General features: G+C 26.3%; 16 protein-coding genes. 13 read left to right on the top strand and 3 right to left on the bottom strand.

Translation table 11 applies throughout. The features are described from left to right. The 4 genes from EIH23_RS16265 to EIH23_RS07540 all read left to right on the top strand — a co-directional run. On the top strand, positions 1–1,113 hold a 1,113-nt coding region (locus tag EIH23_RS16265), incomplete at its 5' end, for a hypothetical protein (protein WP_164489011.1). Between the two features lie 25 nt (positions 1,114–1,138). Then, on the top strand, positions 1,139–2,044 hold the full coding sequence (locus EIH23_RS07550) for a DUF2156 domain-containing protein (RefSeq protein WP_122639611.1): 906 nt from the start codon (positions 1,139–1,141) through the stop codon (positions 2,042–2,044). Between the two features lie 246 nt (positions 2,045–2,290). Next, positions 2,291–3,043: an ABC transporter ATP-binding protein gene (locus tag EIH23_RS07545; RefSeq protein WP_122639610.1), complete on the top strand. Its 753-nt coding sequence runs from the start codon at positions 2,291–2,293 to the stop codon at positions 3,041–3,043. After that, a complete protein-coding gene (locus EIH23_RS07540) occupies positions 3,027–3,944 on the top strand; it encodes a SufB/SufD family protein (RefSeq protein WP_122639609.1) in 918 nt (305 codons plus the stop codon). The genes EIH23_RS07545 and EIH23_RS07540 overlap by 17 nt, the downstream gene beginning before the upstream one ends. A 48-nt stretch (positions 3,945–3,992) precedes the next feature. Here EIH23_RS07540 and EIH23_RS07535 read toward each other — a convergent pair whose 3' ends face one another. Then, a complete protein-coding gene (locus tag EIH23_RS07535; protein ID WP_122639608.1) occupies positions 3,993–4,292 on the bottom strand; it encodes a DUF1540 domain-containing protein in 300 nt (99 codons plus the stop codon). 173 nt (positions 4,293–4,465) lie between these two features. Here EIH23_RS07535 and EIH23_RS07530 point away from each other — a divergent pair, with 173 nt between their 5' ends. Beyond that, positions 4,466–4,750 carry a hypothetical protein gene (locus EIH23_RS07530; protein ID WP_124097561.1) on the top strand — a complete coding sequence of 95 codons (285 nt, stop codon included), beginning with the start codon at positions 4,466–4,468 and terminating at the stop codon, positions 4,748–4,750. Positions 4,751–4,887: 137 nt separating this feature from the next. Next, complete coding sequence (locus EIH23_RS07525) at positions 4,888–6,669, top strand: UvrD-helicase domain-containing protein (protein WP_122639606.1); 1,782 nt, start codon at positions 4,888–4,890, stop codon at positions 6,667–6,669. A gap of 48 nt (positions 6,670–6,717) precedes the next feature. Here the strand turns inward: EIH23_RS07525 and EIH23_RS07520 are convergent, their stop codons facing one another. Continuing rightward, complete coding sequence (locus EIH23_RS07520) at positions 6,718–7,551, bottom strand: undecaprenyl-diphosphate phosphatase (RefSeq protein WP_122639605.1); 834 nt, start codon at positions 7,549–7,551, stop codon at positions 6,718–6,720. Between the two features lie 173 nt (positions 7,552–7,724). Between EIH23_RS07520 and EIH23_RS07515 the strand changes: the two genes are divergently transcribed. After that, entirely contained in the window at positions 7,725–8,633 is a 909-nt protein-coding gene (locus EIH23_RS07515) for a tyrosine-type recombinase/integrase (RefSeq protein WP_122639604.1), read from the top strand. Between the two features lie 46 nt (positions 8,634–8,679). Here the strand turns inward: EIH23_RS07515 and EIH23_RS07510 are convergent, their stop codons facing one another. Next, the gene (locus tag EIH23_RS07510) at positions 8,680–9,075 is read right to left on the bottom strand and encodes a hypothetical protein (RefSeq protein ID WP_122639603.1); all 396 of its coding nucleotides are present in this window, start codon (positions 9,073–9,075) and stop codon (positions 8,680–8,682) included. Positions 9,076–9,357: 282 nt separating this feature from the next. Here EIH23_RS07510 and EIH23_RS07505 point away from each other — a divergent pair, with 282 nt between their 5' ends. The 6 genes from EIH23_RS07505 to EIH23_RS07480 all read left to right on the top strand — a co-directional run bounded on the left by EIH23_RS07505 (position 9,358) and on the right by EIH23_RS07480 (position 14,824). Next, positions 9,358–9,723, top strand: coding sequence for an arsenic metallochaperone ArsD family protein (locus EIH23_RS07505; protein ID WP_122639602.1), 366 nt, complete (start codon positions 9,358–9,360; stop codon positions 9,721–9,723). Positions 9,724–9,920: 197 nt separating this feature from the next. Further along, entirely contained in the window at positions 9,921–11,351 is a 1,431-nt protein-coding gene (locus tag EIH23_RS07500) for a YfcC family protein (protein ID WP_122639601.1), read from the top strand. 133 nt (positions 11,352–11,484) lie between these two features. Next, complete coding sequence (locus EIH23_RS07495) at positions 11,485–12,045, top strand: MATE family efflux transporter (RefSeq protein ID WP_122639600.1); 561 nt, start codon at positions 11,485–11,487, stop codon at positions 12,043–12,045. A 39-nt stretch (positions 12,046–12,084) separates the two neighbouring features. Next, positions 12,085–12,828: an MATE family efflux transporter gene (locus tag EIH23_RS07490; protein WP_122639599.1), complete on the top strand. Its 744-nt coding sequence runs from the start codon at positions 12,085–12,087 to the stop codon at positions 12,826–12,828. A 101-nt stretch (positions 12,829–12,929) separates the two neighbouring features. Further along, entirely contained in the window at positions 12,930–14,372 is a 1,443-nt protein-coding gene (gene purB / locus EIH23_RS07485) for an adenylosuccinate lyase (protein WP_122639598.1), read from the top strand. 122 nt (positions 14,373–14,494) lie between these two features. Next, positions 14,495–14,824 carry a DUF1904 domain-containing protein gene (locus EIH23_RS07480; protein WP_122639597.1) on the top strand — a complete coding sequence of 110 codons (330 nt, stop codon included), beginning with the start codon at positions 14,495–14,497 and terminating at the stop codon, positions 14,822–14,824. Positions 14,825–14,856 lie beyond the last annotated feature (32 nt).

Below are 14,856 nucleotides of genomic sequence, written 5' to 3'. Positions count from 1 at the left end.
GATATATATTCATCAAAAGATAAAGAATATATGTATTCTATTAGCTTAGAAAATCCTAGCGATAAGGAAATGATACTATTTGCAGATAGTAATTTTATAATGACATATGAATATGAAAATAATAATCTAGATAAAGAAAATTACAGGATATATTCCATTGAAGATGGTGATTTAATATATAAAGAAAAATTATTTACAGAATCAGAGTATACTTATAAATTCGGAGCATTCTCTGACAATAAAGACGTTGCTATAATAGGTTTAAATGAATATCAAGAATGTGATATTGATATAGCAAATACACAATTTTTACTTATAGATATGAAAAATTTAAATACATTAGAAAAGAAAGTAAGTAATTATAATGATGCAGAAGAATTAGTAAAAAGTATGAATGAAAAGTATAATGTAGATATATTTATAAAGGAGGATGCAATAGGGAATTTTCCAGATTTTACAGGAGAGGTGTTAAAAAATGAAGATAATATAATAGGAGCATTAAGGGGAATAGATGATGTTTTATCAAAGCTTCCAAGAGGATTTATAGATGAACTTTGCAGTGAAATTGATGAAAATTCATTGACAGGAGTCAATATATATATAACTGGAAAGTTAAGTTCTAATGCAGATGATGCAATAAGTAGTCCAGTAGGTTATGCATATAGTGATAATGATTTAAAGAGAAACTGCATTGTATTAGATGGAGAACAATCTATGTTTAATATAAAATATAATATGCAACATGAGTTAATGCACATTATTGATAATAGGATAAGTAAATATAGTGATGATTTTCAATCATGGAATAATTTTTTAATTAATGATGCTAAGTATAATTACTCTTATATTGGATATGAAAATGATTATTCTAATACAGTGGTTGATAGTGATTCAAGTGAAGGTATTTGTTTTATAAATACATATTCTAAAACTTATCCTAATGAAGATATGGCAGAAATATTTAAATTATTATTTTATGATGGAGATGAAATACCTAGTGAATTAAGTTATCCCATAATAAGAGAAAAGGCATATTATATTTGTAGAGTTATAAGAGAAAACTTTAAATCTGTACAATCAGAAGATAAGGTATACTGGGAGAGATTCAAGTAAATATATGCAACTTAAGGAGCAGATTATGATATTTAAAGACATTAGTATAGACTCTAAGCAAGAAATTGATAAGTTTACTTTAAAATCAAATAGAGACTCTTGTGATTTTAACTTTACTACATTGTATATGTGGAAATATGCATATAATACAAAGTATTATACTGATGAAGATTTTTTGCTAATACTCGAAGAACATGAAAGTAATGAACTAGATATATATGTGTTAGCAATGTTAGATAGTATTTATAAGGCAGTTGATTTTGTATTAGATTATTTTAAATATGAAAATAGAAGTATATATTTAAAGGGTATAAGTAAAAGTGAAGTTTTATATTTACAGGATAAATATAAAGGACAATTTAAATTTAATGAAGATAGAGATTCATTTGATTATATATACTATGCAAAGGATTTGAAGGAGTTAAAAGGAAGAGGAAATAGAAAAAAGAGAAATCATATAAATAGTTTTGTGAAAGAATATAGTGGAAGATATGAATATAAGCTTCTTAAAAATGAAGATTTTAAGGAATGTTTAAATTTTATGAAATTATGGTATATAAATAAACAGTTTAAAGATGAATTTGATATTAAAATGAAATATGAATTTATGGGGGTAAAAGATATTTTATATAATTATGATAAGTTAAAAGATATATTAAAAATAGCAGGTATTTATATAGATGAAACTTTGCAAGCATTTACAATTGGTGAAAAATTAAATAATGATATGGTATTAATTCATACAGAAAAAGCTAATACTAATATAAGAGGTCTTTATACGTTTATAAATCAGCAGTTCTTAATAAATGAATTTGATAATGAAGGTTTTGTAAATAGAGAAGATGATATGGGAATAGCGAATATTAGAGAAACAAGGATGTCTTATCATCCGTGTAGATTTATAGAAAAGTATATAACTAAAATCATATAAATATACTAAACATAAATTGTAATAATTAGGATAGACTTGGAAATAATAAATATAAAAATAAAAGATGTGCTTAATTTAAGCACATCTTTTTACTATTAAAATATACCATTTAAAATAAGAATAAAAATATTTATTTATCAAATAAAATGTAAATTATATTCTAGAAAATAGTAATGTCAAAATAACAGTAAAATACTATAATTATTATTAGAGAACTTATTTTAAAAGCAGAAGAGAGGGGTTAATATGCTTGAACTTAAAAACGTATCTTTTAAGATTGAGAACAATGAAGGTAAGACAGAAATAGTTGATAATATCAGTTTTTCTGTTAAAGATGGAGAAATAGTAGTTATAACAGGTCCTAACGGTGGAGGAAAATCAACACTGGCTAAGCTTATAATGGGAATAGAAAAGCCAAGTAGTGGACAAATATTATTTAATGAAATTGATATAACTAATAGGAGCATAACAGATCGTGCAAAACTTGGAATTGGATATGCATTTCAACAACCACCAAAATTTAAAGGGGTTACTGTCAAAAAGCTTTTAAAGCTTGCAGCGTCACAAAATATAGAAGAAGAAAGATGTTGTCAATACTTATCATCAGTAGGATTATGTCCTAAGGAGTATATAAATAGGGAAATAGATTCATCTTTATCTGGAGGAGAGCTTAAAAGAATAGAGATAGCTTCGCTTATGGCTAGAAATCCTAAGCTTTCAATATATGATGAACCAGAAGCAGGTATAGATTTATGGAGCTTTTCTATGCTAGTAGATACTTTTGAAGGGTTTAGTGAAAATAAAAATCAAGGAATAATTATAATTTCACATCAAGAAAGAATTATAAATTTAGCTGATAAAATTATAGTCATTGGAGATGGAAGAATACAACATAATGGAACAAAAGAAGATATACTACCCTTATTAGAAGTTGATATAAATAGACAATGTGGTTGCAAGGGAAGAGAGGTGGCAATTACTCATGAATCAAGATACTAAAGATCTATTAAAAACTATTGCAGATATATCAGATACACCAACTGGTGCTTTTAATATAAGAAGTAATGGTAAGGGAGTGCAAAGACACTGTACAGAAAATATAAATATTATTCCAAAAGAAGATAAGCCAGGTATAGATATAATTGTAAAGGAAAATACGAAACACGAGAGTGTTCATATTCCTGTAGTCATAACTGAGTCAGGTTTAAATGATTTAGTATATAATGATTTTGAAATAGGGCAAAACTCAGACATACTAATCATTGCAGGTTGTGGAATTCATAATGATGGACATGCTAAAAGTCAACATGATGGTGTTCATACTTTTAATATAAAAAAAGATGCAAAGCTTAAGTATGTCGAGAAACATTATGGAGAAGGAAAAGGAGATGGAGAAAGAGTATTAAATCCAACAACTATAGTTAATATGGAAGAAAACTCTTACTGTGAAATGGAAATGGTACAAATTGCAGGTGTAAATTCCACTATAAGAGAAACAACTGCAAATCTTGCAAAAGGAGCAAAATTAGTAGTAATAGAAAAGCTGATGACGCATGATAATCAGATTGCAGAATCAAATATGACAGTATATTTAAATGGAGAAGATGCAACTGTTCAAGTAATATCTAGATCTGTAGCAAAAAATAATTCACAACAAATATTCCATCCAGCAGTTGTTGGGAATGATAAATGTAAGGCACATGTACAATGTGATTCTATAATAATGGATCAAGCTAAGGTAAGATCTGTACCTGAAATAGCTGCAAATCATACTGATGCACAGATGGTACATGAGGCAGCTATAGGTAGAATAAATAATGAGCAGCTTATAAAATTACAAACTTTTGGAATGGATGAAGAAGAAGCAGAAGGTGTAATTGTTGAGGCATTTTTAAATTAAAAGATAAAGAAAAAGTCTAACTCTTTAATTTAGAGTTAGACTTTTTCTTTATCTAGGCATAAAAGTTTCACAGCTTGCATCATGTGCATTAATTTTAACTGATTCAGCCTTACAATATTTATTATCATTATAAGTACAGTTAACTGCATCACATTTTATATCATCTGGTTTAGTGCAGTTACAATTAGTTGAGTTAGTAAAAGAAGAATTATGACCACTTACAAATGTTGAACAATAAGTATTTGATGTAGTTGTTGCACTTTTACCATCTACATTTATTTTACCAGCATAGCAATTACCAGAATTATTATATCCACAATTAGTTGCGGAACAATTTAAATTTGACATATTATTTACCTCCTAATTCTTTAATCACAATTTATTATGTGAAAAAATAAGAAAATTATAGTATTACATTTAATTTATTTTTGGTAAATATAGAATTCATTATTAGGAGATTATCATATTAGCAATATAAAATGGTAATAATAATAAAAACTAAGAGAAGGGATGACTTTTTTATGTTAAACAAATTAGCAAAAAATCAGTATGTGAAATTAGTAAAATCAAATGGTAATGCAAAAGAAGTAGAATATGGAGTAGTATTAAATGAACATGGAGATCAATACGATATAATAAGTGTTGGATTTGAAAATAAAGATGGCCACTTTTTAGCATATCCGCCAAATGTGGAAAACTTAGTTCAAACATATACAACTAATGAAGGAACTATGTTTGATGAAGTTAAAGAAAATCAAGTAAGAAGAGCAATGCATGTATGGATAGAACAAAATTATAAATTATAAAATAAGGGGGAAGTATATTACTTCCTCTATTTTTATAATTGTTGAGAATTGACTTAAGTTAATTTTATGAATAAGGAATATGGCAAAAATTAGATTAAAATGATATAATTTTATTATAAAATAAAGGGGGAATCAATGTGAGCCAATACGTAAATATTAACTCTCAACTAGATGCATTAAAGTTAAAAGAAGTTGAAAAAACCTTTTACCAAAATATACAAGAGAATATTAATATAGTTCCTAAAGTTACTCCTTTTAAAGGGATTAATACAGATTTACTTTATATAAAAGATAATCAAATTTTATTTATAAAGTTTATGGATACTACAGAGGATTTATACTTTATTCTAGAAGAAGAATTACTAGAAGTTATGAATGAAGAATATGAATCTATGAAATTAAAGATGAATCAATTTAATCAAAATATAAATTATAATTATGTATTTATTATGCCTTATGTAGAAATAGAAGATAGCTGTGGATTTGATGATTTTGTAAATAATAATATTATAGATAAAAATAAATTAGAGAAAATAAAGGGAGACAAAAGTAACCTTGATAAATATTTAAAAGGAATAAATAATGAAGTAGAATTAAATTTATTATTATTAGATATATGTCCAGAATATTATTTGTTAAATAATAGACTACATATTAATGATAAGTTTAAGAAAATTTCTTTTTATAATGATGAATATAAATATAGTGCTGCAATGTTAGAAAAAGAACAAATTGAAAAGGCTATTTCAGTATATTATGGAAACACCATATTTAAGGGTGGTTCAGGAAGTGGAAAAACATCAATTATGTTAGCTCGAGCTATAAAATTAGCAAGAGTATATCCACATCATAAGTTTTTGATATTTACTTATACAAAGCAACTTAGAAATGAATTGATAGAAAGTTTGAATCTTCTTTATAAAGACAATAATAATTTAGAAGTACACACATTTAGTTCATTTATTTTTAAGTTAGCTAAGAAATATAATTTAGTTGTAGATTATAATATGTTGAAAACTGATTATGAAAAAGCTTTTAATAACTTAATAAAACAAGCTAAAAACATAATAAAAAATAAAAATATGTTTAAAGGAATTTTTATAGATGAAGTAGAAAGTTTCTCTAATAATGAAGTAGAGTTTATAAGAGAATTTTTATACAAATCAAAATATATATTTAATGTATTTTACTGTGAAAGCTTAAATATATCGAATCATTTAAATATATTTAAGCCAGCTTTTACAAACTTAGAATTTGGACAAGAAATAATATTAGATAAAAACTATAGGCAATCAAAAGAGCTAATTGAATTTACAAATAAGTTTGTAGAAAATTCAAATGAATATATAAAAGTGCTTAGACCTAACTTAAATAAAGAAATATTTACAAGGACTAATCCTGTACTAAAAGAAGGTAAGGTAGTAGATATAGTAAAAGTAAGTGATTTAGATGAGCAATTAAGTGCTATACTTTGGGAAATTGAATATTTTACAAAACAAAAAGGATTAGATTATTCTGATATTGCTATAGTATATCCATATAATAAAAAAAGGTTGAAAAATGGAAAAACTATATACTTCCAATATTTAATAAGAAAGGCTTTAGAAGAAAGAGAAATAGAATATATTTATGCAGAAGATACTCTTACCAATTTAAGTAAAAAAAGTGGAGTGACAATATCAAATATATTTTCTATTAAAAATTTAGAGTATAAGGCTATAATTTTCTGTGAATTAGAGATGTTATATAATCAAACTATAAATGATAAAGAACAAGATTATCAAATAAATGATTTTGTGGGGGATTTAAATAAAATATATTTAGCAATAAATAGAGCAACTGAATATTTAAGTATAATAACGACTTTGAATGAAGATGGTAGTGATTTAATTAAATTACTAATTAATTCTAGACAATAAAAATAGAAACCTGGCAACCAATTGATGCTAGGTTTCTATTTTTAATATTTATACCATAGCAGCTCCAGTGAAATAGAAGTATCCAAGAACTATTATACCAAGAACAATTCTATAGTATCCAAATGCTTTGAAGTCATGTTTTTTAATATAGTCTAATAAGAACTTAATTGCAAATACAGAAACTACAAATGCAACTATAGAACCAGTAGCTAATAGTACCCATTCAAATCCACTAAAGCTAAATCCTGCTTTTAAAAGTTTAAGTGCACTAGCACCAAGCATTGTAGGAACAGCTAAGAAGAATGAAAATTCAGTAGCAACAAATCTAGATGTACCAAGAAGTACAGCACCTATTATAGTAGACCCAGATCTAGATGTACCAGGTATAAGGGCCAAGCATTGGAATAGACCAATACCTAATGCTAACTTATATGTAAGTTGACTGAAGTCTGAAACTTTAGGCTTTTTGTTTCTATTTTCTAGCATTATCATTATAACACCATAGACAATAAGAGCTATAGCAACTGTAGTTGGGTTGAAGAATAATTCATCGATTTTATCTTCAAATAATACACCAATTACACCTGATGGTATTATAGCAACGATAACTTTTGCCCATAAGCTTAATGTTTCACTCTTTTGAGTTTTAGTTTTTGATGAGTCGAATGGATTTAATTTCTTAAAGAATATCATAAGTACAGCAAGGATTGAACCAAACTGAATTACTACTAAGAAAGTACTTACAAAAGTCTTAGATTGATTTAGTTGAAGGAATTGATCAACTAATATCATATGACCTGTACTACTTACTGGTAACCATTCAGTTATACCTTGGACGATACCTAAAATAATAACTTTAAGAATTTCGAAAAATTCGTTCATATTTTATTACCTCCAAATAAACATTAGCCCCATTTAGTTAATAAGTGGATGCTTTTTATAATTTACACTTTTAATTGTAAAAACACTAAATAAAAGTATATCAACAATAAGAAATATATTCAAGATAAAAGAAAAAATGTTATATTTATAGTAATAGAAATAAAGGAGGATTTATGGATAATAACACTATTTTAAGTGAGAAGGAGTTTTATATATTTAATAAGTTTTCAGAAAAACTTAATCCTGCGACTAAACATGATTATTTATCAAAAGTAATATTAATGAAAGTTTATTTAGAAGAAAAAGACTTACTTGATGTTAATAAATATGATTGTCACAATTTTATTGAATATGTAAAAGATAGTTATGCAAAATCTACAAGTGAGAAGATTTATAGTTATTTACATAGTTTTTATAATTTTATGCATAAGAATAAGTATATTGAAATTAACCCATTTACTTATGTAAAAAAGCCAGAAGTAAGTAGAATTAAAACTAAAGATGATGTACTTAGCATTCAAGAAATAAATCAACTTGTAGAAATACTCCCTAAATTAAATATAAGAGATAGAGTAATAATGATATTTTTAGCAACAACAGGATGCTTACTAAACGAGCTTGTTAACTTAAAATGGAAAGATTTACTTATGGATGAAAAAAATAATACATATGTAAGATTAGGGAAAGGCAAGAAAGAAAGAGTAGTTAAGCTTCATCCTTATTGTTTTAAATTGATAGAGGATTATAGAGATTACTCTGGTTTACCAGAGGTTATACTTCCTAGTGAAGGCTTCGTATTTACGACTCAAAAAAGCAATTCTATAACAGATAGAAATGTAAGATTAATAGTTCATAAAGCTTTAGATTTAGCAGGTCTTCCTCAGTATTCAGCTAAAGATTTTCGACACTCATATGCAGCTATAAGCTTAAGACTTGGAGCAGATGAAGAGGATATTAAAAATCAGCTTGGATGGAGTGACAAGTACTATGCTATACGATATAAACATGTACTAAATTTTGTGGATAGTGAAAGTATAGATTATTTATCTAATAGTGAGCACTTAAGTATAAATAAGAAATAAATAAAAGAGATTGAATTTTGATTAAAATTCAATCTCTTTTATTTATTTAATTTTCATTAGAATTATTAGTCTCATATATATTATCACTTGATGTATGAATTTGTTCATGTAAATGGGTATTTTCTTCTTCTAGGTTATTAATTTTTTCTTTTAGATCTTTATTTTCTTCGGTTAAGCTTGTTAACTCTTTAGAGGAGGTATTTTTATTACTATTACAAGCACTACTTTCTAGCTCTTTTATTTTAGATTTAAGTCCACTATTTATTGATTCTAAAGCTTCATTTTCTCGTACTAAGGCATCATACCTATCTTGAAAATTACTACTTTCAATACTAATTTTATTATTATAATGTACAAGAAATATAACAGTTAAAATTAAGCATATAAATAATGAAATAAATAAGTAAGTAAAAACTTTTTTTATCTTAGAGATACTTTTCATCTTTTACCTCCAACCCTATAAACATATTTTATAATATGATAATTATAATCGAAGTTATGATAAATGTAATTATTTTTATTATTGTTATTCTTAATAGAGTGAGATTTATATGATTAAATTTGAGAATATATATAATTTGATTTATATTCATAATATTTAGAAAATATAGTTAGAAAACTAAATAAAAGGGTATCTAAAAAGTATAAAAATAAATAAAGATTAAAATGAAATAATAAATTGATGTAAATTATATAAAATATAAGAATACTAGGAGGTTAAGATATGAGAATAGAGATTTTTGAAAAAAGTGTATATGGTATTAAAGGATTAGTAAGTTCTAGTAATGATATAGATTTAATAAAAATGAGTAAATATATAGAAGATTTAAATAAAGAATTTGATTATTTAGAAATAAATAGGTATGAAGTTATAGAAAAACCAAGATACATTAGTTCTCTTATGAATATTAGCAATAATAAAGAATTTATAGTAAGAAACAAGTCAGTAAGTTCGTTAACTAGTATAAATACAAATAATTCAATAATATTAAGTAATAAAAGTTTACCTATAATATTAATAGATGGAGAAATAGTTAAATGGGAGAATATCCAAATATTATTGAGCTTAGAGAAATTATATCTTCATTAAAGCAGAAAAAAGTTAACTGTATATAAATTAAATTATTAATAGTTAAATATATAAAATGGCCATATCTAATTAGATATGGCCATTTTATATTATCTGTTATATTACCTAAATTTGTCGAAATGTACCATTTAAAATTATTCAAAATTATGGTATAAATAAATATAGTTAAATTACTTATAAGAGATAAGGAGAATATGATGCAACTTACATTAGAAAATAAATCAGACAGCAATGTAAAGAAAAGTAAAAAAATTAAATTACCGACAGCATATACAATATTATTTTCTATTATAGTTATAATTGCTATTATAACACATATTATACCAGGAGTTATTCCAGCTACAATATCAGATGTAGTTATGGCTCCTATGAATGGTCTAAAAGATGCTATAGATATATGTGTATATGTACTTTTAATGGGAGGATTTTTAAATATAGTAACTAAAACAGGAGCACTTGATGCTGGTATTGGTGAAATAGTAAAAAAACTAAATGGAAAAGAACTTTTATTAATACCAATATTAATGTTTATATTATCATTAGGTGGTACAAGTTTTGGTATGGCAGAAGAAACTTTAGCATTTTATGCTTTAGTAACTGCTACAATGATGGCAGCTGGATTTGATTCATTAACAGCTGTTGCTACAATATTGCTTGGAGCTGGAGTAGGTGTTCTAGGCTCTACAGTAAATCCATTCTTGGTAGCAACAAGTGTAGATTCATTAAAAGGTGTAGGAGTAGAAGTGAATCAAGCTATAGTTATGGGAATTGGAACAACACTTTGGGCATCATCACTTTTAATATCTATATACTTTGTAATGAAATATGCAAAAAAGGTTAAAGATAATAATGCAAATTCATTATTATCAAAAGATGAATTAAAAAATTCTAAAGAAGCTTTTTTAGAAGGTAAAGAAGATGTACCGGAATTTACAACTAAACGAAAAATAGTTATGGCTATATTTGCAGTTGCATTTATAGTAATGGTACTTGGAGTAATACCTTGGGAGAGGTTTGGAATAACAATATTTTCTCATACAGATTTTCTAACTGGAGTATCTCTAGGTAATTGGTGGTTCAGTGAATTGGGTATGTGGTTTGTACTTATGTCTATATTAGTAGGATTAGTATATGGATTTAAAGAAAAAGATATAGTATCTTATATAATTGAAGGTGCAGGAGATATGGTCGGAGTAGCACTTATAATAGGTATATCAAGAGGTGTATCTGTTATAATGTCTAGTACAGGACTTGACGCACAAGTTTTGAATAGTGCATCATCTGCATTAAGTGGTATGTCTCCTATATTATTTACAAATGTTGCATTTTTAATATATATTGCACTATCATTCTTAATACCATCAACATCAGGACTTGCAAGTGTATCTATACCAATATTTGGAGCTTTAGCTCATAAATTAGGATTCTCACCAGAGTTAGTTATATCTATACTTGGTGCAGGTTGCGGACTTGTAAACTTAATAACACCAACATCAGGAGTTGTAATGGGTGGTCTTGCAATAGCTAAAGTTGAATATGGTACATGGATTAAATTTGCTACTAAAGTAATAGTATGTATATTTATATCATCAGCGATTATACTATCAGTTGGAATGATGTTATTATAAAAAAATAGACTATCTTAAAATGAAACTTTGTTTTAAGATAGTCTATTTTTTATAAATTTAAAATAATTATTGACTATCCACATACTGGATAGTTTAAGATAAACAGTATGATTAAAAGAAAGGATGGTAGTTTATGAATACAGAAAACATACTAGGAACAGATAAGATATCTAAACTATTTATAAAATTCTCATTGCCAGCAATTATAGCCATGGTTATTAATGGAATGCAAACTATTATAGATGGAATATTTTTAGGTAATTTTGTAGGAGCAAATGCAATGGCTAGTGTAAACTTAGTTCAACCATTTACACAGCTAATTATAGGAAGTAGTATGATAATAAGTATAGGTTGTTTAAGTTTTATAGGTAGAACATTAGGAGAAGGAAAAGTCGATGAAGCTAGAAATATATTTAAAACTTCTTTTATAATTATGATTATTACATCTTTGATAATAACTACAATTGGAGTGATTTTTAATAAGAATATAGCTATAATTTTGGGAGCAAATAGTGTATTACTAGAAAGTGTATCTTTATATATAAAGACATTGGCTATGTTTGCAATTCCTATGTCAACTATATTTTTATTTGGATTTGTGGATAGAGCAATAGAAAAGCCAGAACTTTACTTAAAAGGAAGTGTGCTAAGTGTTTTTACTAATATAATACTTAACTACCTGCTTATAAAGTAATTACAATTAGGTATAAAAGGAGCAGCTATTGCAACAGGAATGTCTTACTCAATAGCTATTTTGGTAGTTATAATGCCTCTATTAAAGAAAAGTACAGTAGTAAATATATTTAAAGGTAACTTTGATAAGTCTACAATATGGCCAGTTATATATAATGGGTCATCAGAAGGTGTAACTGCAATAGCTATTGCGACAACTGCTTATGTTTTTAATATGGCTTTTATGAAGATAGCTGGAGAAATAGGAATTGCAGCATTTACAAGTATTAGCTATATTTCACAATTTGGAACATTAATAATGTTTGGTATATCTGATGGTATAGGTCCAATAGTAAGTTATAACTATGGATACAAAGAATTTGGTAGAGTAGAAGAAGTATTAAAAATTTCTTATAAAGTTACTCTATCTGTAGGTATATTTTTATTTTTTGTATTATTCTTATTTGGTAAGAATTTAGTTGGTATGTTTGCAGGTGGAAATAAAGATGTATTAGATATGGCTATAGAGGGATCTAAAATATATGCATGTACATTTTTCTTTAATGGATTTAATATAGTTTACTCTGGGTATTTTACTGCAATAGGAAAAGCTAAAGAATCTATAGTAATATCTGCATGTATAGGCATAGTATTTATTATAATTGGTATATTTATTTTACCTATGATATTAAATTTAAATGGTGTATGGTTAACAATTCCATTTGCAGAGCTAATGACATTTTTAGTTGGAACAAAAATGATGAATATAAATAAATTTACAAAGAAAGTAGAAGCCTTAGTTTAGAAATACAAAACTGAACTAAAAGTAAAAAGAACTTGTTATCGTTCGGATATTCTTGTATAATAAAAAAGTAAAATAAGATTTTAAGGACGGTGCTAATAATTATGATAGATAACAAATACACTACTTATACTAACCCATTAACAGATAGATATTGTAGCAAAGATATGAGTTATATATTCTCTCCTCAATTTAAATTTTCGACTTGGAGAAAATTATGGGTTGCTCTTGCAGAAGGTGAACATGAACTAGGACTTAATATAACGAAAGAGCAATTAGATGAATTAAGAGCAAACGTAGATAATATAAATTTTGAAGAAGCAAGAAAAATAGAAAAAGAAGTTAGACATGATGTTATGAGTCATGTTAAAGCGTATGGATTACAATGTGATAAAGCAAAAGGGATAATACACTTAGGTGCTACTTCAGCTTATGTTGGAGATAATACAGATGTAATACAAATGACAGAAGCGTTAAAACTTATAAGAGTTAAATTAGTAAACTTAATTAATAATTTAAAAGAATTCTCATTAAAATATAAAGATATGCCAGCTTTAGGATTTACTCATTTCCAAGCAGCACAACTTACAACAGTAGGTAAAAGAGCTACATTATGGACTCAAGATTTAATAATTGACCTTGAAGATTTAAACTTTAGAATAGAAAATATGAAACTGAGAGGAGTAAAAGGTACTACTGGAACTCAAGCTAGTTTCTTAAATTTATTCGAAGGTGATCATGATAAAGTTAAAGAATTAGATAAAATAATATGTAATAAAATGGGATATAAATCTTCATATGCAGTAAGTGGACAAACATATACTAGAAAGTTAGACTATCAAGTAATAAGTATATTAAGTGGAATAGCTCAAAGTATGCATAAAATGACTAATGATATAAGACTTTTACAAAGCTTAAAAGAATTAGAAGAACCATTTGAAAAAAATCAAATAGGTTCATCAGCTATGGCATATAAAAGAAACCCAATGAGAAGTGAAAGAATAGCTTCTTTATCAAAATATATAATAAGTGAATCTTTAAGCCCAGCTTTAGTTGAAGCTACTCAATGGCTAGAAAGAACATTAGATGACTCTGCTAATAAAAGACTTGCAATACCTCAAGCATTTATGGCTGCAGATGCTATTCTTGAAATAGGAATAAATGTAACAGATGGATTAGTCGTATATGAAAATATGATATCTAAGAGAATAAATGAAGAACTACCATTTATGGCTACAGAAAATATACTTATGGAAGCTGTAAAAAGAGGTGGAGATAGACAAGAATTACATGAAGTTATAAGAGAATTATCTATGAAAGCAGCATATAGAGTTAAGCATGAAGGAAAAGATAATAACCTTATAGATTTAATAATAGATAGTAATGCATTTAATATGAGTAAAGAAGAAATATTATCTATAATGAATCCTAAAAACTTTATAGGAAGAGCTCCAGAGCAAGTTGTAGATTTTGTAAATGATGTTGTAGAACCTGCAATAGAGCCATTTAAAGAAAGTATAGGAATAGATGTAGATTTACACGTATAAATTAAAACAAAAGGGGCCTTATGAGTTAATCTCATTAGGTCTTTTTATGCTTGTAAGAAATGATAGTGAAAAGTATAATAATAAAAGAAAATTTTATAATCAACATTAGGAGGAATTAATATATGCCACAAATTAAAATAAGAGGAATTCATGAAAATGAAATATGTAAAATAAGTGAGAAGATGATAGATGAATTAGTAGAGGCAGTAAAATGTCCAAGAGATTATTTTGAAATAGAATGTATAAAGTCTATAGCAATTAGAAATGGTAAGATAGCAGATGTATATCCTTTCGTAGAAGTTGCTTGGTTTGATAGAGGCCAAGAGGTGCAAGACAGAGTAGCTAAAATAATTACAAACAATATAAGAGAAAATTTAAGTATAGAAAGTATGGATTTAGCTTTTACAGTTTTTGAAAAGAGTAAGTATTATGAAAATGGAGAACACTTTTAAATAAAGTTTAAAATATATGAATTAAAATGATA

Source organism: Romboutsia sp. Marseille-P6047 (assembly GCF_900604535.1).
Taxonomy (GTDB): domain Bacteria; phylum Bacillota; class Clostridia; order Peptostreptococcales; family Peptostreptococcaceae; genus Romboutsia_E.
This window is presented reverse-complemented; position numbering and strand designations above follow the sequence as displayed.